A 21,496-nucleotide genomic window follows, 5' to 3' on the forward strand; every position below is an offset into this window, starting at 1 on the left:
ATATTATTAAAATCTATTATAACTAACAAACTCACCTACTGGTTTGCGATAACCTCTAGGCCGCTGTCTGGATGTATCTTCTTTACCTATTGCAACTAATAGAACAGGAACATATCGTTCTGGAAGCTGAATCGCTTTGCTCACTAACTCAGGATCGAAACCGATCATCGGGCAAGTATCCCAACCTTTTTCCTTTGCGGCCAGCATAAATAACTGTGCTGATAACGAAGCGTTACGAATAGCCTCTTCCCGCATGAAAGTTTCTCCTCTATCTTCATAAAATGTTGTAACGGACTCAACAGTCATGTCGTATTCTTGTTTATTTATTACCCCTAGATTAAGAAAACCCTCATTTATTCTGGCTACATCCTTATAAGCATCCATGTTTCCTACCACTACAATGACTGCCGATGCTGTTTGGATCTTGTATTGTTTATTTGCAGCTTGATAGATGTCTTCTTTGATATCAGGGTTTTTCACTACCACATAATGGGTATGTTGTAGATTAAATGCCGAAGGGGCAAACTTTACCGTATTCATAATTTCTTCAACTTCATGATCAGATATTGCAATATCAGGAATAAATTTATTTGCAGATCTTCTCTCTTTAACAACTACACTAAAATCAGTCATTTGAATACATTCCTCCATAAATTAAACTTATTTCTGATCTCTACTATCTCTAAAACTTGTTCGATTAGCTACCTTTGATAGCAGATCCATGTATATGTACGATAGCACATATCTTAACCTAATGCTGAAGCTTTTTGTTAAAAATTGTTCAACACAGAAAAGCTGACTCCGGTTGGGTACCGTTGTCAGCTTGTTGTTTTTTATTAATGTCGTTGAGCCTTCTCTTCTTACGTTAACATTATTTCCCGGACTGTCCATCCGTTGCCATCGCAACTTGAATCATTTCATTCACTGGCATATCGCCAGTAAACATCCGGAACTCAACACCATCATTGGTCCAAGTCAGTGTTCTAGGCTCATCCTTTGAGCCATTCCCTGTCATCACGCCAACCGTGAATCCGAGATCAACAATGTCTCCAGGCGGCAGTGAAACAGCTTTGGCTTGAGGTCTGACCTCGATCAGATTGAAGTTGTATTTCCCTTTATAACGTAAGAGTACCGCGGCATCCTCACCTAACTTCATATCACTAATATCCTGCTTCACAACATCTTTCGGCAAGTAGTACGGTTCAACAATACCAACGCTTTGTGCTTTGGCCGTTGCTGGTGCAGTTTTCGTCGCATCCGGTTTCGGCGTAGTGCTCGCAGCTTTGGATTGATCGGATTGACCACCTGTTGCGGACAGATTTTTGTCCGTTACTGATTTATCCCCAGTTGCCGGGTGATCTGCATCAGTGACTGCAACGTCAGCTGACGTAGGCATAGTTTGCTGTTGCAAATTCCAGCTCGTCATGTTGCGCTCCATTTGGAAATAATCCTTATCAAACGATGTATCGAATTCAAAATGCGTGAAATTCACCTGCACCAACACATTTTGATTCGCATCTGACACTTGCACTTGAGCAGGTGCGAGAGTTTTCTTATTCAGCCAAATTTTCTGGCGAGAAAGTTGCTCATTCTGATAATTCGCGGCTACATCGAAGACATAGGCATCCTTGTCCGTCGTAAATTGACGATCCTTATCCGCAATGATGCTTTTGGCTAAAGATTGAAACAGGTACACTTGACCCTGATTCTCCGGCCAATCACTTTGGAATCGGAAGCTCTTCTTCAAGTGCGGCGTCAAGACGAACACACCTTCTTCATTACGCAGAACGATCTGAGTAACATCCTTTGTGGCATTTGTCAGAGAAATCCGATAGAAGTGCTCCGGCGAGAACGCCACCTCAACTGCATACTCCTGCGGCTGTTGTCCCGTATTCAGAATCATACTTCCTGACGCTTGATAGCTGCTCGACTTGCCCATCACATGATCCAAGTCCTTTACGATAGATCCTGCATCCTTTTTACCTATCCCGCAACCTGCGAGAACCAATGCTACGCACATTACCACTGCTACCATCCATGTGACCCGGCGCATTCGATCATCCCCTCACTCATGATTAACATCCTCATAGTACATGCATATGAGGGGACTTGTTCGATTATGCAGCCAAGCTTATGGCTTGACCATGAAATTGTTGCAAAGGTGATATTAAAAGCAAAAAGCAGAATTAGAATCATCTCTAATCCTGCTTTTATTTAACCAACTTCAGTGTTCGAATGCTTGCCGCGTGCTCCATCATCGTTACTGCAATGCCGGCAATTTGCTCGCCTTGTTGAGTTTGGACTTGTTTGACTTCTTTCAAAGAATCATCCATTGAATCTAATTTATTTTCCATTGAATCTAATTTATTTTCCATTAAATCTAATCGATCTTCAACACGGCTTAATCTTCTATCCATACTTTCAACTCGATCTTTAATTTCAGTTACATCCGCACCAATTTCATTCATTCTACCTAGTATTGCGCTTAAAAACTCCCGATCCGTCATCTGAGCCAAGTTATCCGCTCCTTGTCACAATAAGCTTACCTAATTATAACTCAGATTGATATTAAAAAGCACCATCTTTCGACTTCCAGCCTTCTACCTTACTTACATTTAGAAATGAATCTCCGCATCCCTCAATAAAGGGTGCACCTCATCCTTAGCCGATAAAATCGGGGACGTCGTCGGCCATGTGATCCCGATTGCTGGATCATTCCACCGTATCCCACGATCATGCTGGGGCGAATAATACGCATCCACCTTATATAATACCTGTGTCTTCGGCTCCAGCGTACAGAATCCGTGTGCAAAGCCTTGCGGAACGAGCAACTGCCGTTTATTGGCAGCACTGAGGGTAACACCTACCCACTGACCAAATGTCGGTGAGCTAGGACGAATATCGACAGCCACATCGAAGATCGAGCCCGCGACCACGCGTACTAACTTCGTTTGCGCATGCGGGTTTAATTGATAATGCAACCCACGCAGTACGCCTATTTCTTCCGATAGTGAGTGATTATCTTGCACAAAATCTATCGTAACCCCCTGCACGCCCAATTTTGCCGCATGATAGCTTTCCATAAAAAATCCCCGATGGTCCGCATGGACCTCAGGTTCAATCATCACAAGCCCAGCTAAAGCTGTTGGCGTTATTCTCATACGTCCTCTCACCTCTTTGCTAGCATATGCAAGAGAATCGTAGAAAGCCTCCGACAACCGTTTATAGACGGGTGACCAGCTCCGATATCGTTTGAGCTCTATGCGAGCGTAAAAAGGCCGCCAAGAGCTTCACAGCCCCAGCAGCCTTTTCCTTGTATGAGATGCATTTACCATATATATACGATACCTGCAATAATACCTGCCCAAATCAGGGAACCGAAGACCACACCGACAATCAATCCTTTGCCGATCGACACATGCTCATCCTGATAAGCGTCTTCATGATCAATCATACCCACAACCTCCCCGCCTACACAGTATATGCAATAGTATGGGGAAAATGTTGGCGAATCATGCGGGTGGTTCAATATTTTTTTAGTCTAAGCAAAAAAGCCACTCCTTAGAGTGACTTGACATAATTGAATCAATTAGTTCAGTGCGTCTCGCACGCCATCTAACCTATCTTCTAAGGTATCAATCTTGCGATCGGTAGTTCGGGTCCAATCGCGCACCTCACGGCGAAACTCCTTCATATCATCTCTCAGATCGCGAAGTTGATTCTTGATTCCAGATGCATCTCCAATGAGAAGCTTATTGGTCACTTCGCTTGAATCTCGGAATTCTTTAAGTTCTGCGCGGAGGGCATCCTGTCCAACTTGTAAAGCTTGAATTTCGGTTTGCATAACATCCTGCCCAGCTTTTAGAGCTTGAAGTTCTTCTAAGATTTGCTTAAGCACTGCTTCCATCCTGCATCCTCCTAACCACATGCCCTGTGAAATTATTATATCAGTGATGAAGTTGGATGAGCAAGGAATTCCCTTGTCACAAACTGTCATCATTCAATTAATGCGATATGATTTTAATAGGCATTCTTATTAATAAAACCCTTAACAACAGTTTTCCAAATAATTTTAATATCAAATAAAAAAGTCCAATTTTCGATATAGAAAATATCATGCTTAATTCGTTCCTCGATCGATGTATCACCACGCAAACCGTTGCTTTGCGCCCATCCCGTAATCCCAGGCCTGATGTGATGCTTCACCATATACTTGGGTACTTCTTCTTTAAATTGTTCCACGAAATAAGGACGCTCCGGCCTTGGCCCCACCACACTCATATGTCCAAAAAGTACATTGAAAAACTGCGGCAGCTCATCCAGACTCGTTTTACGTAAAAATGTTCCGACCTTCGTTCGCCGCGGATCATTCTCCACCGTCCACTCCGTATTTGAAACCTTGTCTCCCAGGTTCTTCATACTTCGGAACTTATACATCATGAAGCGCCTGCGATTCAGGCCTACTCTCTCTTGCTTGAAGATGACCGGGCCGTCAGAAGTGAGTTTGATCGAGATAGCTGCTGCTAGCATAACAGGAGATGTGATTAGGATTGCTATAATGGCAAAAATGATATCAAATGCACGCTTGAACAATCGATTACGGAATTCATCTAAAGGAATATCACGCACATTAATCAGCGGCATATCCGCAAAATTATCAAAGTACGGCCGCGAAGGCAAGAAGTCATAAAAATCAGGAATAATCAGCGTTTTGACACCAATTTTTTCACAAACATTAATAATACTGCCGAACTTCTGATGGGCATCCAGGGGGAGCGCAATAATGACCTCATCCACGATACGATCATTCAGAATCGATTCCAACTCATCAATCTTCCCAATGATCGGTCTATAGCCCTGATACGTCACCTCGTGCTTCTCTTGGTAATCATCAAGGAACCCAACTACCTCATAACCCAGCTCTGGATGCTGTTTCAGCTTCGTATAGAACTTGCGGCCAAGCGAGCCAGCACCGAGAATGAGGATAAATTGTTTGTTATAACCTTTTTGCCGAGCACGCTTAAGTAGAATCTTAATCATATAACGGTAGAAGCTAATGACAAGGATGTTGTTGACCAGGAATAGCAAGAGATATGCTCTAGATACATCGACTTCTTTGAGGATAAAAAGCACACTGAGCAGCATCAGTAAACTGAACGCATGTACTTGAATGATTTTCAAAACCTCAAAAGAAAACCGTTTTCTTCGCTTCGGTGTGTAGAAATTCACCAAATAACTGATAAAAATAGCAATAATCGCGTAAATTAAACTCCACATCACATAGTGTTTAAAAGGCAGCGGCGAGCCGTATGGAATCCAACCACTTTTAAACTTAAGCCACCAAGACAAGAGAAACACGAGCTGGATACATATGAAATCAGCCAAAGCGTATAGTTGGGTTAAGAAACCTTGACTCTGACGAATCAAACAGGATCACCTCGTTGAACGTAATTTATTTCGAGCAAGCGACAGGCCGAACTTCACGCCTACACCTATGTATACCATGGCATTTGTCAGCCAAGAATACTTTTTACGATAATGCTTATTATGAAACAAAATCATCGCTCTATGGAACTCATAAATGATCTTATACGGCTTTCTTCGGCTGCTAGCCCCTTTATGATGAACGATCTGAGTTCTTGGATAATAATAATTCACCCAACCAGCTTCCTTAATTCTATAACACCAGTCGATATCTTCACCATACATAAAAAATTCCTCGTCCAACATCCCGACATGCTCGATCGTCTCGCGGCGCACAAGCATGAACGCTCCAACTAGTGAGTCGATCGGATACTGTTGGTCAGGATCCAAGTAACCAAGCTGATATTGATTAAATCTGTGGATTCTCGGAAATAGCTTGGCAAATCCGAATGCATAGTAGAACGATGCTGAAGGCGTTGGGAATCCCCGCTTGCAGGCTTTATCGAGCGAACCATCCGGTAACACGATTTTGCAGCCACTCGCCCCTACAATAGGGTTCTCGTCCATGAAATGCAACATTGTTTGGATGGTATCTTGTTGAACGATGGTATCGGAGTTCAGGAGTAGGACATAACGACCTTTGGCAATGCAAATGCCTTGGTTGTTGGCTTTAGAGAAACCTACGTTTTCTGTATTGGCGATAGTGACTACCTGTGGAAACTGTTCATTCACTGCCTGTATCGTTCCATCGTTAGATGCGTTATCAATAAGAATGATTTCATAGTTGTATGATGTAGTTGACGAGAAAACCGATTCAATGCAGGCTAGTGTTAGATCCTTCGTTTTGTAGTTCACGATGATAATGGACAAATCCAAGTGATGACCTCATTTTTTGATTGATTACCCTTAGTATAGCACGGGAATAGTAGGGGAATATTAAATTTCGCCTAAAAAATAAGACTAGCGTCTGCTAATCTTATTTAATCATTTGATAAACCATTTATACACTTCAGACGAAGCTTGTTTTTGTTTCGAACTAATTAAACTTCTTTTGTTTCTCAGCTCTGGGTACTTGCGATAAAAATCTAACCAAGCCCCTAATAATTGGGGTTCACGGATGAGTGCGTATACAAGACTAAGGCATTCATAAAGAAATAGCGGGAAGAAATGCTTCATAACGGTCTTGATGTCATCGTTCTTCACCATCATTTTATAGCGATTAATATAAGATAATCTTCTTACAAAAAGCGGTTTGCTTCTCCTCCCGCCCTCTTTCCAGCCACGTTCGTGATAAGCGATTGCTGTTGGCTCATAAAGTGCCTTCCAGCCTAACAATTGCGCTCGCCATGCTACATCTACATCTTCTTTGTAGGCGAAGAAGTCCTCGTCAAAGAATTCGCCATTGAGACTAATGTCGTTGATCATTTCGCGTGAGTACATAGCCGCAGCCCCGGAGACACCAAAGACTTCTTCTCGGTGTTGAAAATCGCTGCTCATCTGATAGGCGCCTCGGTCAAAAGCTCTTCGAGCTTTGTTGATGATGAGGCCTGTACTGTCAATACGAGTAGGATCAGCTTTGAATAGCAACTTGCCAGTAGCACTTCCTGCATCCAGAGCACTCAATAGGGTTTGGAGCGTTCTTTCAACATAATCTGCCTCCAGCACGACATCTGGATTCAAAATCAAACAATAGTCTGATCCCGTCATCCGAATAGCTTGATTGTGTCCTCCTGCAAAGCCGTTATTTCGAGCGTTCACAATCAACGTGCAGTGATCTTTCCATTTGAATAGCTTTTGAAGCGTATCATCATTCGAGGAATTATCGATAATGATAATCCTCTCAATTGGTAGTGTTTGTTTTAGTACAGCCTCCAAGCAGTTATCAATATGCTCCGAGCTATTATAGGTGACGATATGAATACTCACCTTGGATTTTGTTATTTTCATGATATCCCCTTAAAGACTAGCCGCTAGATATGCATCAACCTAACTGTATTTAACTACTTAATTTTTTTTAACATATTATTACATTCTCTTATCAACTTTGTAATTCTCCATGACCTTGATTTTAATATTTGCTCTAGTTCATTACTTTTTCGCTCTATCTCATTACTCTTTTGCTCTATCTCATTATTCTTTCTCTGTATTTCATTATTCTTTTGCTCTATCTCATTATTCTTTTGCTCTAGTTCATTGTACTTTCGCTCTATTTCATTATTCTTTTGCTCTATCTCATTATTCTTTTGCTCTATCTCATTATTCTTTTGCTCTATCTCATTATTCTTTTGCTCTATCTCATTATACTTTTGCTCTATCTCATTATTCTTTTGCTCTATCTCATTATTCTTTTGCTCTATCTCATTATTATTATTATTGATCTGTTGTATTATTTTTGAGTTGAATATTTCTAATAACTCATAGTGTTTAATAACTTCAAGCTTAAAATCTATTTTTATATATGTTGCTTCTTTAAAATCTCCTTGTAATTCATAAATGGGATCTATTGTTAAAAATATGTCATATCCGTCTTGCTCATATGTCGCATTATTATATCTAATGCCGTGATACTTTCCGTCAGTTTCAACATTTACTATTTTACAACGGCAAGCTTGTCCTTCTACAGGGTCAAAGCGTAGATTAATAACTTCCTTATCAATAAATTTTTCCTCTTTTAAATTTTTAATACTAAACAACGCCGAAAAATCATAAAACATTGTTTGAGAAATGATTAAATTGGTTATTTTATATTTTTCAGTAAATCCATCATTAAAATCTATATATAAATGTGAAAATAATTTTAAATCCTCTGGTAAACATTTAAACACATCATATTTTGAAGATTCTTTTATAACATTCATAAATGTATAATTATAAAGTTCCTTAATTTTCAACACTTTTTCTTTATTGTTCACTAGTTCAAGAAGCAAATTTAAACCATATAATTTATGGAAATCTAGTGTCTTAAGCTCTAAGCAAACCATTGCATATGCATATTCAATAACCATTTCATTGTTAATATCATATTTACTAGTTTGAGGAAATATCTTTATAAAATCGGAAGAATTTTGTATTTTCAAAAAGCATTTTAAAATATTATAATATTCAAACTGTACCCTAATATGTACTTCTGGTCTTACTCCACTCATATTTATTTCATTATCAAAAATCCTAAATTTAATTAATTTTTCCTGTAGAATATGAATATCATATTTTAAACACACTTTAATCCATTTTAAAAAATCAGGAAGTTGTGCATACCCATAATCAAACAGTTCGCATTCTTCATAGCATTCTCTCCTAATTAAAATACTAGGATGGCATAAACAATTACCATAATAAAAGAAATAATTTAACCACTCAAACCTTGTTTTATTACGCTGGTCAAAAATATTATAATACAAATGGTCGGTTTTTATAAAAGGTTCTTCATTCTCACCAATGACATTTACCAAAGTAAATACCGCGGCACATTCTTCATTTTTATCTAAAAACTCTACTTGCTTTTCTAACTTTTCTTTCTCCCATATATCATCAGAATGATGCATGGCAATATATTCGCCTCTCGCATTTTTAATTGCGTTATAAAAACCTTCCTGCCGCATATTCTTCTCATTCCGGATCGCTGTAATCCGTTCGTCGTCATATCCTTTAATCACATCAAAAGAGTTATCCATTGAACAATCATCAACAATAATTAGCTCATAGTCTGTATATGTTTGGTTTAATACACTCTCAATACTCTTACCTATATATTTTTCATGGTTGTAAGATGTTAGTATGACAGAAACTTTTGGCATATAAGCTCCTTAACTGCTAATCTGTTTACGATTCTCATAAATAAATTCAATTATTTTACAGATGCCTTTTATAATTTCCTCTGATGCTTGAGTTCCGTTAGGTAATACTAAAACATTTTTTGTTAACCTTTTTGTACATATCAAATCTAGTTCATCATTAATTCCTTGATCTTTGTAAGGTGTCATATCGTGACAGCCAGGATAAAAATATCTTCTAGCGATCACATTTTCCTTATGCAAAATGTCATATAATTTGTCTCTACTTACTCCAAATACACTTTCATCAATTTCAATTACGATATATTGATAATTATTAATTTCATTTTCATCATATTTAACAATATTTAAACCTGGAATTTCAGAGAGCCTTTGCTTGTACGTATCATAATTATCATAATTAATTTTTATATATTCATCCGTCTTTTTAAAATTAACCAGACCCATTGCAGCACAAATTTCCGTCATTTTACCATTGATCCCCAAACCAATTACATTATCATAGCCTTTAAATCCAAAATTACTCATACGTCTTATTTTCTCTGCTAATTCGTCATTATTGGTGGTAATTGCACCACCTTCAAATGTATTAAAAAACTTTGTCGCATGAAAGCTAAACACTTCACACTCACCAAAATTACCAATCATTCTACGATTATAACTAGACCCCATAGCATGTGCAGCATCAAAGAACAATTTCAAATTATTTTCAGTTGCAATTTGTGCTAAGGTATCAACGTCACACGGCCTTCCCCATAAATGAACACCTAAGATCCCTGTTGTTTTAGGAGTAATTGCATCTTTGATACATTCAGGGTTAATATTATGCGTATTTACATCGACGTCAACAAATATAGGCTCGATATCAAGCCATTTCAACGCGTGCGCAGTTGCAATAAAAGTAAATGACGGTATAATAACTTCACCTTTTAACTCCAGTGCACGTATAGCGATTTCTAGCCCAACAGTGCCGTTACATGTAGAAATAACATGTTTTACACCAAGATAGCCTGCTAATTCTCTTTCAAATTCTTTAACGAGAGGGCTAAAATTTGTGAGTTGCCTACTTTCGTATATGCTATCTATGTATTGAAATAACAGTTCTTTATCTCCTATATTCGGACGACCAACAAATAAAGGTTTTTCAAAAAAGGGAATCCCATTACTTATACCTAAATCATTAATATTTTTTAATTCTTTCATACTAAATCCTTTACTGAATGGGAGCCTGCAACACCATATCGCCCGAAACCAGGTTCCAGATTTAGTTTTTGGCGTAATTCAATTGATGACATTACCTCTTTCTCATTTGCCGAAATAATATTGTGGACTCTTTTTAGAAGTTCTAAATTTGTTGTTAATTTTGATCGCTCTTCATTGTACCAGTAGTTATCCTCCAGACCAACACGTACACCCCAGCCCATTGCAATTGCTAACGAATTCACTTTTAATTGAGCTTGTCCCACCCCTCCTAACGAGAAGATTGTGTTTGGCGGGAAATCCTTAATCATACATCCAATATGCAATAAATCTGCTTGAGCACTTGCAATATTCCCCAATATTAAGTTGGCATAAACGGGAGGGGGTAACAACTTCTTCGCGATTAAATAATTCGAATAATTAACCATACCCAAATCAAATAGCTCCAATTCAGGCAATATTCCTTTTTCTTTCATTTGTTCAGCTAGAGAATATATCATTGAGGGTTCATTCATACTGGCGCTTTTGTTAAAATTCAAAGAAGCTGGTGTCAGGCTTGCCATATCCGGTTTTAAAACACCTTCTAGAGACAAAACGTCTGATCTAGCTTCGAAAGTATTAATAGCGCGGCCTGATGTAGAAACACATATAACGAGTTCTGGTGCAAAACGACGTATACCTGCAATGATTTCACCATAATGTTCCTTATGATAACTTGGTGTTTGATCCTCACCATTTCTAGCATGAAGATGAACCATAGTAACCCCCAGTTCCCAAGCCAATCTAACATCACTGATTATTTCTTCAGGTGAAATCGGAATATGAGGGGTATCGTTTTTCTGGGGTATCATGCCAGTTGGTGTGAAGTTTACAATAATTCTCTCCATATTATAGAATCACCTTTAATCCTTCTTGCTGATGATAACCTAGTACTCTGGTTGGGTTTCCGACATTCCTTGAAAATGGTTCTGTGTTCTTAATGACAACACTGCCAGCTCCAACTAGGTTCTCCTCAGATATTGTAATATTATTTATAACTGTAGCACCGATCCCAATATAACAATTATTCTCGATGCGGCACCTGCCGCCGATTTTACAGCCTGGCGATATCACATTATTATTTCCCAAGTTAAAATCATGTCCTAAATAAACTTGTTGCCGAATTGTATTGCATGAACCTATGCGCCCATTAGCACCTATGAAAACTTGCTCAAAAATAATATTGTTTTCCCCCATCTCGATATTTGGAGAAACGATACTGGATGGACTAATATAATTCCGGAGACGGTATCCTAATTCTTTTGCTTTTCTGTACAAGCCTTCTCTGTTTCGCATATCATGATAGGAAGTTGTCAATACAATCATATCGTAGGATGCAGGCGGATAATATTCGACAACTTCACGCAACCCTACTTCCGGCAGCCCTAAATAGTCGCTAGATCCATCCAAGTATGCTTCGTCTTGCGCAAAAGCTTCTATTTTAAAGTCTGGATGCTTTAAAGAATCATAATATAACATTTCTGCTAACACTTTACCTCCGCAGACGATTACTGAATTGCCCATATGCTTGCATCCTTTCTAATATTCTTACTGGTTATTGTAAAATTGAAACCCCTCTTAACACATTAATATTTGTCTAAGTTGATTTATTCAACTGCGGCATTTGTTGACCATTAAATGAAATATCCAGAAAACCACATATTTTTTCAGCGCTATCTTCATTTGACAAGTTAATCTTCAAAAAATCATTTTCCCTAAACCTAAAAAAATCCATAGCTCTTTTATTGTAATCATTGTAGAACTTAATATATATGTCCTTGTTATATAATGTTTGTTCATCAATTCCGAATCTTACACTTTGTACATACCATAGGAAGCCTTTATATCTATACTCGAACGCTTTTAAATCATCTGCTGTAGGAAGTCTTTTCGCTCCAACAATCTCTGTATGGAACCTTGTTAACGATTCATACCACATCTCCGCTGAATCTCTGATCGTAAGAATAAATTTCGAATTAGGAAAAGCATAATCCAGGATCTGATACGTGTAATCCAGACTAAAAGGTATATCTTGAAATGCTTGGGCACTCTCGCAATACTTCACAATATTTTTAAAATCTCTTTTAGCCCAATCATTAATTAGCAATTCACCTTGAGCTTGATTACCTAATTCATACCCTAAGTCATTTAAGAATTTCTCCATAGAAGTCGTCCCTGTTTTATTAAGTCCAATGCAAAACACCTTTTTGTCATTATTTACAACACTTAATTTTTGGGTTGAATTATTATCCATTGACTATTCATCCTTTAAAATTTCTATCTATTCACTATCTAATTCCTCATTATATCACTGAATCAACAAACAAAGCCGTTTAATGTGAAATAATTGTCAGAAAGTGTCGTTTAATTACTGATTTCAATTCCGTATAATAAGGTTACCGGCGGTTGATGAGTTCATTGTTTTAACCCAACCAGATATTCATCGGATGAACTTGAGGAGAGATTTAATGAAAAAAGCAATATGTGTGTTAGGCATGCATACAAGTGGTACTTCTATGTTAATGAAAACACTAAATAATTTAGGATTATATATTGGAAAAGATAAAGATATGCTTGCTGCTTGGGAAGATAATCCAGAAGGTTATTGGGAACATAGCGGAATCGTAGAAACGCATGAAAAAATATTGGCAGCCTTGGACCGAAAATGGGACAGCCTCGCTCCTTTACCGAAGAATTGGCTACATAATCCCGAGATAGAACAATATAAACATCATTTGATTGAATTAATTAGCAAGGAATTTGAAAGCATTCCAATTTGGGGCTTTAAAGATCCGCGTACTTGTATTTTGCTACCACTTTGGAATGAAATCTACGATGTGTTAGAAATTGAAGTAAACTATATCATTACACTAAGAAACCCACTTGATGTTGCAAAATCCTTATTAAAACGAAACGAAATACAACTACAAAAAGGCATTACTATATGGCATTACTATATGATAAATGTTATTGAATATACGAAAGGCTACAACAAATTAGTATTATTTTACGATTCTCTTATTGAAGAAAATTTGGACTGTGTAGGGAAACTTGCATCTTTTACGGGTATTGAACTTAATGAAGAATTACAAACAAAGATTAGTGAGGACATTAAAACAGAATTAAGACATAGTAAATCATCAGTTGATGAATTAAATCTTTATTCTGGAGAAAGAGTTACTCGTTTATACAAAAATTTCACATATATGTTAAAATCTAAGAAAAATGTTTTTCACAGTAATGAATGTTACAGCTACTATAATACTCGGTTGATACAATTTGAAAAGTTAAACCAGCAGGTCCAAGAAGATAAACAATTGATTGATGAGTTGAATAAACAAAACCAATCCCATCAGCAAATCGCACAAGAGTTGAGCCAATTGCGTAAAGAGTCAAGTCATATTATTGATCAAGCGATCACTCAATCAATTCAACATGCGCATACAAAATTATTTAAATTTGTGCATATAATAAATAGACTGAAGCATCAACTTTTTAAGGGCAACAACTATGATAAAATGAAATTCTTCAACTGGATTTTGAATAGGTTCAATAAACAAGTGTACATTACTAATCATCAGTATAACCCCAAAGTTGACCCAGATTTCTTAATTATAGGTGCGCAAAAAGCAGGAACAACTGCACTCTATCATTATTTATCCCAGCATCCCCATATTGAAGCAGCAGTAACCAAGGAAGTTCATTATTTTGATGTAAATTTTGATAAAGGGAAAGATTGGTATATTGATCAATTTCCTTCTTTGAAAACTGGTAATCGTCAACTAACTGGTGAAGCAACACCTTATTATATTTTTCATCCTAATGTTGCTAAACGTATATATGAAATGATGCCGAGAACTAAAATTATTGTTCTGTTAAGAAATCCAATTGATAGGGCTTATTCTCATTATCACCACGCTGTTCGTAACCTTGGAGAAGTATTAAGCTTTGAAGATGCTCTACACATTGAGGAAGAAAGAATAGCCGGAGACTTCGAAAAGTTTCAAAGTGAATCGAATTACAATAGTGTGACTTATCAACATTATTCTTATTTAAACCGTGGAATTTATGCAGATCAGCTGCAAGAGTGGTACAAATTTTTTCCTAAAGATCAAATTTTAATTTTAAATTACGAGGAATTTTTCAGCAGTCTTCCAAGCTCTATGAATGCAGTGACAAATTTTCTTGGCGTATCTAATTTTGAATTTCATCACGATCCCTTGAATCAAGGTGAATATGAACCTATGGATCCCCAAACACGAGAGCTATTAGGTGCATATTTTCATCCCCATAATCAAAAATTGTTTGAATTAATAGATCAAAAATATGACTGGGATTAAGATTTGCCTTTGCATTTCATTTACAACTTTCTAACAGACCAGTAACTACTAACATGCATTCAAGGAGGGAAGGAAAATGATGAAGATAGACGAACCAAATGTCAGATGGCATAATGCTAAAGTAACAAAACTAGATCGTCAAAGACTAAATAATCATAAAAGCTGTGTGCTTTGGTTTACGGGTCTTTCGGGTGCGGGAAAGTCTACATTGGCAACTGAGGTAGAGCGAGAACTGTACAATTATGAAATACGCTCTTACGTATTAGATGGGGATAATCTCCGGCACGATTTGAATAAGGATCTTGGCTTTAATCCAATTGATCGGAAGGAAAATATTCGACGAATTAGTGAAGTTTCCAAATTGTTGGTTGACAGTGGTTTATTTGTTATTACATCCGCTATTTCCCCATACAAAGAAGATCGAGATATAGTTAGATCCATGCATCCCCACGGGGATTTCATTGAAGTCTATATCGAATGTTCGATAGACATATGTGAACAAAGAGATCCTAAAGGACTATACAAGAAGCCAAGATTAGGGGAAATTCAAGATTTAACTGGAATATCTGCCCCTTACGAAGAACCAGATGATCCTGATCTAACGATTGATACGAACAAACAAGATATCAGAACATCCGTTAAGCAAGTGATCACATATCTGGTGCAACAAAAATATATTTTGAGTGAATTATTATCCATTGACTTTTATTAGAAATGCCTGTGTTTAGCAAGTCTACATTGTATTTAAAACAAAACGACATATTCCAGCAAGAAATTCGAATCAAAAAAAGCCACCACTATGCACCTAAGCATACTGATAGCTCTCATCGCCTGCTAAGCTTCCTCTATTCTTTTTAGAAAAGCCTTGAGTCCCTCCCGCCATGCACGTAAATCTTCAAATCCATTTGCTCGTATTGCCCCATGCTCCATAACCGAATTCCGAGGTCTTGGAGCAGGTCGCGGAAATTCTTCCGTTGTACAGGGCTCTACCTTCATCGTTATACCACTTTCTTCAAAAATGGCACAAGCAAAGTCATACCAGGAACAAACACCTGAATTGGAGGCATGATAGATGCCATAACGATCTGTTTGAATGAGTTTTTGAAGAAATAAGGCAAGATCGACTGTGTATGTTGGTGATCCAAATTGATCACTTACAACCTTTATTGAATCACGAGTTTTAGATAATTCTAACATTGTTTTCACGAAGTTCTTTCCGTACTCGCCATAGACCCAAGAAGTTCTTACAATATAATATTTTGACGAGATGTCTTGAACATGGAGTTCTCCAGCTCTTTTGGACTTTCCATATATACTCTGTGGATTTGTGGTGTCATCCTCACTATAAGAATGCGTAGCCCTCCCATCAAAGACATAATCCGTGCTAATGTATACGAACTTTGCCCCGATTTTCTCAGCAGCAATTGCTAGATTTCTGGTCCCATCTGAATTTACTTGAAAGGCATCCTCTTCATTAGTCTCCGCAAGATCAACTGCCGTAAAAGCAGCGCTATGGATAACAACTTCTGGATATATACGCTGAATTACATCTAATGAAAGACCCTCATTCGTAATATCGAGCTCTTCTCTCCCTAATCCATGAACCTCATGCTGAGCTTCTAACAACTTTACAATATCTTGTCCAAGCTGCCCATTAGCACCCGTTACGACGATCCTCATGCTTGTTGACCTAAACGAAAACCGTATTGCTCATTAAAATACTTTTGATATTCACCCGTCTGAATTCGTTTCCACCAGTCTTGATTGTTCAAATACCAATGAATCGTCTCCTGAATACCCGTCTCGAAGTTATGCTTCGGCCTCCAACCCAACGCTGTTGTAATTTTTGTGGCATCAATACCGTAACGACGATCATGTCCTGGACGATCTTTAACGAACTGCATCAGAGACTCAGGCTTCCCTAGCTCACGAAGGATTGTTTGGATAATTTGGATGTTCGTTCGCTCGTTATTTCCACCGATATTATAAACCTCACCGCTAACTCCCTTATGTAGAACCAAATCGATCGCACTACAATGATCCTCAACATAAAGCCAGTCTCTAATATTAAGCCCGTCTCCATAAACAGGCAGAGCCTTGTCACTTAAGGCATTGGCAATCATCAAAGGAATTAACTTTTCAGGGAATTGGTAGGGACCATAGTTGTTGGAGCAACGCGTGATATTCACATCTAGTCCAAACGTTTCGTGGTATGAGCGTACCAATAGATCAGATCCTGCTTTACTGGCTGAATAGGGACTATTCGGTGAAAGTGGTGTATCTTCTGTGAAGAGACCTGTCTCACCAAGAGATCCGTATACTTCATCGGTCGAGACATGGACGAATTTCTTAACAGAATGCTTCCTAGCAGCCTCCAGCAGAACCTGAGTACCAAGGACGTTCGTTTTCACAAATACGTCCGGTTCAAGAATACTACGATCCACGTGTGACTCCGCGGCGAAATGAACAACCGTGTCGATTCCTTTTTCGAACAAACTGTTCAGCAGATCGGGATTTGTAATATTGCCGCGAACAAACATGTATTGCTTTCTTGCTTGGATCGAAGTCAAGTTCTCTAAATTCCCTGCGTAGGTTAAGGCATCCAAATTCATAATTTCATAGTTCGGATATCGTTCCAGCATATAGTGAACGAAGTTGCTGCCGATAAACCCAGCTCCACCTGTAATTAAAAGTTTCATTATGAAATCCCCTTGTTCATTAGAGTTATACTACAACCAATATCATATGACATGATACTTCTCAATTGTACTCTATTAAATGAATTGCTTTTCAATCAGTCTTTCAATAATAAGTTTAACTGATTCAGCAAGTGGAAGAGTTCCTGTTTCTACATTCAGTTCTGGCGAAACTGGCACCTCGTAAGGTGCAGAAATTCCAGTAAATTCTTTGATTTCTCCTTTACGAGCTTTTTTATATAGTCCTTTGGGATCTCTCTGCTCGCAAATATCTAAGGAACAGTTAACGTAAACTTCAATGAAATCATCCACGTCAAACATGTTTCTAACCATTTCCCTATCTGCCTGATAAGGTGAAATAAATGCTGATAGAACGAGAACACCAGCATCCACAAATAGCTTGGAAACCTCTCCAACCCTACGGATGTTCTCTTGTCGATCTTCTGCACTGAAGCCTAAATTTTTATTAAGACCAAGACGAATATTATCTCCGTCGAGAATATAAGTGCGAATTCCTCTTGAGAAGAGTTGCTTCTCAACTTCATTTGCCAAAGTTGTTTTCCCAGAACCAGATAATCCTGTAAACCATAATACACAACTTTTATGTTGATTAAGTTCATTACGATTTTTTTTATTGATCGTAGATGTATGAAAAATTAAGTTGTTTGATGAAATTTCTATGATCATACACCTCCTTTTCATTTTTCATTTATCCCATATTATGGCAATATCCTCTTTGAAATCATTAAGTTTTTTCTTCATTTAATAGGGTTTTAGATGAGAAACAACTCAATCCATTATAGCTTCTTATGGTGTAATTATGGTTTTAACATTGCACACGGCTTCCCATCTGCCAAACACTCATCAAATCCAGATAGATAATCGTTTATGTACCCTTTGGGGAAGTGCAATGACACCACCTTGCTAAACTCCAAAACATCCTCCATGGTGATCGGCAAGCGCCGATTCCATTCTCATTCGTTTTCCCCTTGTATTTAGAGCTTGATTCTACCCTAGCAATTACCTCTACTCCTCCAGCCTCAAAACCAATCCTTTGAGCTTCTGTAATCCCGTCTAAAGTGTAATGGTCCGTAATAGAAATAATCTGCTGGCCAAGCCTCTGCTGCTTTCTTTACGAGAGCCGCGGAAGAATAGTCTCCCACGGAAGAAGTTATAAGCATGTGCAATCGAACTTCTTGCTGTAATCAATCATTATTTCTTCTCCCAATATTCTTTTAATGACGGCAACTTCCCATCTTTTTCTGAAAGCAAAATCTGTTCAATATTTATGCCGTACTCATTAAATGGCCACTGGATCGAAATTTGATCATCGTCATATCGGATTCCAGCCTCATACTCAGGGTAATAAATATCCGTACATTTATACATAAACTCCGTTTGATCTTCCAGAGTGATGAACCCATGTGCGAATCCTTCGGGTATATAGAACATTTTTTTATTTTCTTCAGAAAGTAGAATACCATACCATTTAGTGTAGGTTTCGCTATTTTCTCGGAGATCCACAGCAACGTCCCATACGCTGCCTTTAGTTACTCTAACCAGCTTTCCCTGAGGATGCTTTGTTTGAAAATGTAAGCCTCTTAGTACCCCTTTTATTGACTTTGAGTGATTGTCCTGAACAAAATTCATGCTTAAGCCAATCGCTTCAAATTCCTTATGATTGTAGGATTCCATAAAGAATCCTCTGTGGTCTCCAAATACTTTGGGTTCTATTACAACAAGTTCTTTAATACCTGTTTCAATTTTGTTAAACTTGGTCATGAGTTTTCACTCCTCGACTTCCCTTGAGTACCTTCATTTTCCATTGAAGTCACTGGGTATCATTTCAGTGTCTTCAGCTAGGTTCTTAAGGTACTGTCCATAGTTTGTTTTCTCTAACGGTTTAGCCAGAAGTACTAATTGTTGTCTATTTATAAAGCCCATTCGGTACGCGATTTCTTCAATGCAAGCAATGTATAAACCTTGTCGCTTCTGAACTGTCGCCACAAAATTAGCTGCGTCCAGCAAATTGTCATGGGTACCTGTATCCAACCAAGCCATTCCCCTACCCATATTAATAACATTTAAAGTACCTTCATCAAGATACATACGATTTAAATCTGTAATTTCTAATTCCCCTCTTGCAGAAGGCTTGATTTGCCGAGCCTTAACAACAACTGTATTATCATAAAAATATAGCCCTGGTATCGCATAATTCGATTTCGGATATTTAGGTTTTTCTTCTAAAGAAATGGCTTTTCCATCCTCATCAAATTCAACCACACCATATGCAATAGGATTATTAACCTGGTAACCAAATATCGTAGCCCCATGAATCCTTCCAACGGCTTCTCGAACCATGTTAGTGAGACCATGACCGTAGAAAACATTATCTCCCAATACAAGCGCGCAGGCATCATCTCCAATAAAATCTTGCCCGAGGATAAATGCTTCTGCCAAGCCATTTGGATGTTCTTGTACTGCATAGGACAACTCAAGTCCGTAAATATTACCATCTTGAAGAAGTTCTTTAAACATTGGTAGATCTCTGAGTGTAGAAATAATTAATATTTCGGTAATACCTGCGAGCATGAGAACAGATAGTGGGTAGTATATCATTGGTTTATCGTATATAGGGGTAATTTGTTTTGAAATGGCTTTTGTAAGGGGATAGAGTCTTGTCCCGCTTCCGCCTGCAAGTATGATGCCTTTCACATGAAAACCTCCTATTTAAATCATTCGTTCTTGCTTTAAATTCTTTAATAATCTTACTCATTCAGGGGAAAACTCTAATACTTAAGGTTACTCTCTTAAAGCTACACCCCCCCTGATAAGTTTACAGCCAGCTTGCCTATTATATGAATTTATTAAATATCGCTGATATTAATTAATTATCATGCTCTTTCGATTTTTTCTACACTAATTTTAGTGTTTTTATATTTTAAGAACTTTTTTTCAATTAAATGCCAAGAGATATATGCTAAATTAAAAGTAAAAATAAAAGAGATACAAAAATTATATTTAGGTGTAATTGAACTCCCTAATATAAGAGAAGTTATTTGTTGAACTGGGAATGCAAAGATATACATCCCATAAGAAAAATCACCATTATCCTGAAACTTTTTAAATACTTTTTTTGCACCTACTGCTAAGTAAAATATTAAATACGATCCAAATAGTAAAAATCCAATTCTATATTGTCCATAGTATGTTAATCCTACCAATATTATAAGAGAAAGAATCGCCAATACTCCAACGATCTTTATCTTCCCTCTAAAAACATAAATCACCATTCCCATTGAAAAATAAGTGAAAAGGTTAATATATTGAAACAAAATAGATGATGAATAAAATTTATTCAATAGAAAGAATAGTCCCAAGTCAAAAATAAATATTAAGAGAACTATTGGTTTTTTTATTACTTTTAAACTACCTAGCACAGCCACTATAACGTAAAAACATACTTCATACCAAAGTGTCCATAAAGAACCATTTATCGCACTTGGATATGGATTATTAGCAAAAACACCTGGTAGAGTATACTGCATAGTATTTAACATAACAGACTGAAAATATCCGATAGTTTCATTGCTGATAAAGTATTCTTTAAGACTCAAACTTGTAAAAATAGGGCCTACTACAAGAATTGAAAGTAGAATTACTGATATTAATGCTGGAAAGATTCTCAAGAACCTATTTCTAAGATACGAATAAATATTTGAACTATATTCAAAACTCTGGGTAATGAAATATCCACTAATAACAAAGAAAATCCCTACACCGAGAGATCCAAAAGATTCTACACCATTTGTTAATTTATATAATGGATCATGGATGAAGGCATCCGGTCCTAATGAGAGTGGATATGAATGGGAAAACAAGACAAAAATTGCTGCTATAAACCTAATCAAATCAAAATTATTCTCACGACCATTAATAGAATCCTTTAATGTTTGGTTATTTTTAAATAAATTGAACATACTTATTCCTTTCTAAATTTAAC

General features: G+C 37.4%; 22 protein-coding genes. 2 read left to right on the top strand and 20 right to left on the bottom strand.

Features of this window, described 5'->3' with window-relative positions; all coding sequences use genetic code 11:
• Positions 1 to 6: 6 nt before the first annotated feature.
• The 14 genes from AC58PV_RS04135 to AC58PV_RS04200 form a co-directional block, all read right to left on the bottom strand.
• Positions 7 to 633 (bottom strand): nitroreductase family protein, encoded by a 627-nt coding sequence (locus AC58PV_RS04135; RefSeq protein WP_497431013.1) that lies wholly within the window; start codon positions 631 to 633, stop codon positions 7 to 9.
• Between the two features lie 238 nt (positions 634 to 871).
• Complete coding sequence (locus AC58PV_RS04140; protein ID WP_497431014.1) at positions 872 to 2,053, bottom strand: LolA family protein; 1,182 nt, start codon at positions 2,051 to 2,053, stop codon at positions 872 to 874.
• A 157-nt stretch (positions 2,054 to 2,210) separates the two neighbouring features.
• Complete coding sequence (locus AC58PV_RS04145) at positions 2,211 to 2,516, bottom strand: hypothetical protein (protein ID WP_497431015.1); 306 nt, start codon at positions 2,514 to 2,516, stop codon at positions 2,211 to 2,213.
• A gap of 99 nt (positions 2,517 to 2,615) precedes the next feature.
• A complete protein-coding gene (gene rfbC / locus AC58PV_RS04150) occupies positions 2,616 to 3,161 on the bottom strand; it encodes a dTDP-4-dehydrorhamnose 3,5-epimerase (protein ID WP_497431016.1) in 546 nt (181 codons plus the stop codon).
• A gap of 167 nt (positions 3,162 to 3,328) precedes the next feature.
• Positions 3,329 to 3,454, bottom strand: coding sequence for a hypothetical protein (locus tag AC58PV_RS04155; protein ID WP_268796177.1), 126 nt, complete (start codon positions 3,452 to 3,454; stop codon positions 3,329 to 3,331).
• A gap of 135 nt (positions 3,455 to 3,589) precedes the next feature.
• The gene (locus AC58PV_RS04160) at positions 3,590 to 3,907 is read right to left on the bottom strand and encodes a hypothetical protein (RefSeq protein WP_497431017.1); all 318 of its coding nucleotides are present in this window, start codon (positions 3,905 to 3,907) and stop codon (positions 3,590 to 3,592) included.
• A 113-nt stretch (positions 3,908 to 4,020) separates the two neighbouring features.
• Positions 4,021 to 5,427: an undecaprenyl-phosphate glucose phosphotransferase gene (locus AC58PV_RS04165; RefSeq protein ID WP_497431018.1), complete on the bottom strand. Its 1,407-nt coding sequence runs from the start codon at positions 5,425 to 5,427 to the stop codon at positions 4,021 to 4,023.
• 6 nt (positions 5,428 to 5,433) lie between these two features.
• Positions 5,434 to 6,300: a glycosyltransferase family 2 protein gene (locus tag AC58PV_RS04170; protein ID WP_497431019.1), complete on the bottom strand. Its 867-nt coding sequence runs from the start codon at positions 6,298 to 6,300 to the stop codon at positions 5,434 to 5,436.
• A gap of 108 nt (positions 6,301 to 6,408) precedes the next feature.
• On the bottom strand, positions 6,409 to 7,371 hold the full coding sequence (locus AC58PV_RS04175; protein ID WP_497431020.1) for a glycosyltransferase family 2 protein: 963 nt from the start codon (positions 7,369 to 7,371) through the stop codon (positions 6,409 to 6,411).
• 53 nt (positions 7,372 to 7,424) lie between these two features.
• Positions 7,425 to 9,221, bottom strand: coding sequence for a glycosyltransferase family 2 protein (locus AC58PV_RS04180; protein WP_497431021.1), 1,797 nt, complete (start codon positions 9,219 to 9,221; stop codon positions 7,425 to 7,427).
• Positions 9,222 to 9,230: 9 nt separating this feature from the next.
• Positions 9,231 to 10,421 (bottom strand): DegT/DnrJ/EryC1/StrS family aminotransferase, encoded by a 1,191-nt coding sequence (locus tag AC58PV_RS04185; RefSeq protein ID WP_497431022.1) that lies wholly within the window; start codon positions 10,419 to 10,421, stop codon positions 9,231 to 9,233.
• On the bottom strand, positions 10,418 to 11,305 hold the full coding sequence (locus AC58PV_RS04190) for a beta-keto acid cleavage family enzyme (protein WP_497431023.1): 888 nt from the start codon (positions 11,303 to 11,305) through the stop codon (positions 10,418 to 10,420). The genes AC58PV_RS04185 and AC58PV_RS04190 overlap by 4 nt, the downstream gene beginning before the upstream one ends.
• 1 nt (position 11,306) lies before the next feature.
• The gene (locus tag AC58PV_RS04195; RefSeq protein WP_497431024.1) at positions 11,307 to 11,981 is read right to left on the bottom strand and encodes an acetyltransferase; all 675 of its coding nucleotides are present in this window, start codon (positions 11,979 to 11,981) and stop codon (positions 11,307 to 11,309) included.
• A gap of 73 nt (positions 11,982 to 12,054) precedes the next feature.
• On the bottom strand, positions 12,055 to 12,711 hold the full coding sequence (locus AC58PV_RS04200; protein WP_497431025.1) for a sulfotransferase: 657 nt from the start codon (positions 12,709 to 12,711) through the stop codon (positions 12,055 to 12,057).
• Positions 12,712 to 12,925: 214 nt separating this feature from the next.
• Between AC58PV_RS04200 and AC58PV_RS04205 the strand changes: the two genes are divergently transcribed.
• Both AC58PV_RS04205 and cysC (AC58PV_RS04210) read left to right on the top strand, forming a co-directional pair.
• Entirely contained in the window at positions 12,926 to 14,797 is a 1,872-nt protein-coding gene (locus AC58PV_RS04205) for a sulfotransferase domain-containing protein (protein WP_497431026.1), read from the top strand.
• A 76-nt stretch (positions 14,798 to 14,873) separates the two neighbouring features.
• Positions 14,874 to 15,509: an adenylyl-sulfate kinase gene (cysC, locus tag AC58PV_RS04210; protein WP_497431027.1), complete on the top strand. Its 636-nt coding sequence runs from the start codon at positions 14,874 to 14,876 to the stop codon at positions 15,507 to 15,509.
• A gap of 122 nt (positions 15,510 to 15,631) precedes the next feature.
• Here cysC (AC58PV_RS04210) and rfbD read toward each other — a convergent pair whose 3' ends face one another.
• The 6 genes from rfbD to AC58PV_RS04240 all read right to left on the bottom strand — a co-directional run bounded on the left by rfbD (position 15,632) and on the right by AC58PV_RS04240 (position 21,473).
• Positions 15,632 to 16,477: a dTDP-4-dehydrorhamnose reductase gene (rfbD, locus tag AC58PV_RS04215; RefSeq protein WP_497431028.1), complete on the bottom strand. Its 846-nt coding sequence runs from the start codon at positions 16,475 to 16,477 to the stop codon at positions 15,632 to 15,634.
• On the bottom strand, positions 16,474 to 17,496 hold the full coding sequence (rfbB, locus tag AC58PV_RS04220; RefSeq protein WP_497431029.1) for a dTDP-glucose 4,6-dehydratase: 1,023 nt from the start codon (positions 17,494 to 17,496) through the stop codon (positions 16,474 to 16,476). The genes rfbD and rfbB overlap by 4 nt, the downstream gene beginning before the upstream one ends.
• Positions 17,497 to 17,571: 75 nt before the next feature.
• Positions 17,572 to 18,180, bottom strand: coding sequence for an adenylyl-sulfate kinase (cysC, locus tag AC58PV_RS04225; protein WP_497431030.1), 609 nt, complete (start codon positions 18,178 to 18,180; stop codon positions 17,572 to 17,574).
• 525 nt (positions 18,181 to 18,705) lie between these two features.
• The gene (gene rfbC / locus AC58PV_RS04230) at positions 18,706 to 19,275 is read right to left on the bottom strand and encodes a dTDP-4-dehydrorhamnose 3,5-epimerase (RefSeq protein ID WP_497431031.1); all 570 of its coding nucleotides are present in this window, start codon (positions 19,273 to 19,275) and stop codon (positions 18,706 to 18,708) included.
• A 33-nt stretch (positions 19,276 to 19,308) separates the two neighbouring features.
• Positions 19,309 to 20,208 carry a glucose-1-phosphate thymidylyltransferase RfbA gene (gene rfbA / locus AC58PV_RS04235; protein WP_497431032.1) on the bottom strand — a complete coding sequence of 300 codons (900 nt, stop codon included), beginning with the start codon at positions 20,206 to 20,208 and terminating at the stop codon, positions 19,309 to 19,311.
• Positions 20,209 to 20,387: 179 nt separating this feature from the next.
• Positions 20,388 to 21,473 (bottom strand): acyltransferase family protein, encoded by a 1,086-nt coding sequence (locus tag AC58PV_RS04240; RefSeq protein WP_497431033.1) that lies wholly within the window; start codon positions 21,471 to 21,473, stop codon positions 20,388 to 20,390.
• Positions 21,474 to 21,496 lie beyond the last annotated feature (23 nt).

This window comes from Paenibacillus sp. J22FR83 (assembly GCF_059691955.1).

What these genes read in the sequence shown, in the direction of transcription:
- AC58PV_RS04135 (WP_497431013.1), bottom strand. Translation starts at nt 633, where the DNA reads ATGACTGATTTTAGTGTAGTTGTTAAAGAGAGAAGATCTGCAAATAAA.
- AC58PV_RS04140 (WP_497431014.1), bottom strand. Translation starts at nt 2,053, where the DNA reads ATGCGCCGGGTCACATGGATGGTAGCAGTGGTAATGTGCGTAGCATTG.
- rfbC (WP_497431016.1), bottom strand. Translation starts at nt 3,161, where the DNA reads ATGAGAATAACGCCAACAGCTTTAGCTGGGCTTGTGATGATTGAACCT.
- AC58PV_RS04155 (WP_268796177.1), bottom strand. Translation starts at nt 3,454, where the DNA reads ATGATTGATCATGAAGACGCTTATCAGGATGAGCATGTGTCGATCGGC.
- AC58PV_RS04160 (WP_497431017.1), bottom strand. Translation starts at nt 3,907, where the DNA reads ATGGAAGCAGTGCTTAAGCAAATCTTAGAAGAACTTCAAGCTCTAAAA.
- AC58PV_RS04175 (WP_497431020.1), bottom strand. Translation starts at nt 7,371, where the DNA reads ATGAAAATAACAAAATCCAAGGTGAGTATTCATATCGTCACCTATAAT.
- AC58PV_RS04180 (WP_497431021.1), bottom strand. Translation starts at nt 9,221, where the DNA reads ATGCCAAAAGTTTCTGTCATACTAACATCTTACAACCATGAAAAATAT.
- AC58PV_RS04185 (WP_497431022.1), bottom strand. Translation starts at nt 10,421, where the DNA reads ATGAAAGAATTAAAAAATATTAATGATTTAGGTATAAGTAATGGGATT.
- AC58PV_RS04190 (WP_497431023.1), bottom strand. Translation starts at nt 11,305, where the DNA reads ATGGAGAGAATTATTGTAAACTTCACACCAACTGGCATGATACCCCAG.
- AC58PV_RS04195 (WP_497431024.1), bottom strand. Translation starts at nt 11,981, where the DNA reads ATGGGCAATTCAGTAATCGTCTGCGGAGGTAAAGTGTTAGCAGAAATG.
- AC58PV_RS04200 (WP_497431025.1), bottom strand. Translation starts at nt 12,711, where the DNA reads ATGGATAATAATTCAACCCAAAAATTAAGTGTTGTAAATAATGACAAA.
- AC58PV_RS04205 (WP_497431026.1), top strand. Translation starts at nt 12,926, where the DNA reads ATGAAAAAAGCAATATGTGTGTTAGGCATGCATACAAGTGGTACTTCT.
- cysC (WP_497431027.1), top strand. Translation starts at nt 14,874, where the DNA reads ATGATGAAGATAGACGAACCAAATGTCAGATGGCATAATGCTAAAGTA.
- rfbD (WP_497431028.1), bottom strand. Translation starts at nt 16,477, where the DNA reads ATGAGGATCGTCGTAACGGGTGCTAATGGGCAGCTTGGACAAGATATT.
- rfbB (WP_497431029.1), bottom strand. Translation starts at nt 17,496, where the DNA reads ATGAAACTTTTAATTACAGGTGGAGCTGGGTTTATCGGCAGCAACTTC.
- cysC (WP_497431030.1), bottom strand. Translation starts at nt 18,180, where the DNA reads ATGATCATAGAAATTTCATCAAACAACTTAATTTTTCATACATCTACG.
- rfbC (WP_497431031.1), bottom strand. Translation starts at nt 19,275, where the DNA reads ATGACCAAGTTTAACAAAATTGAAACAGGTATTAAAGAACTTGTTGTA.
- AC58PV_RS04240 (WP_497431033.1), bottom strand. Translation starts at nt 21,473, where the DNA reads ATGTTCAATTTATTTAAAAATAACCAAACATTAAAGGATTCTATTAAT.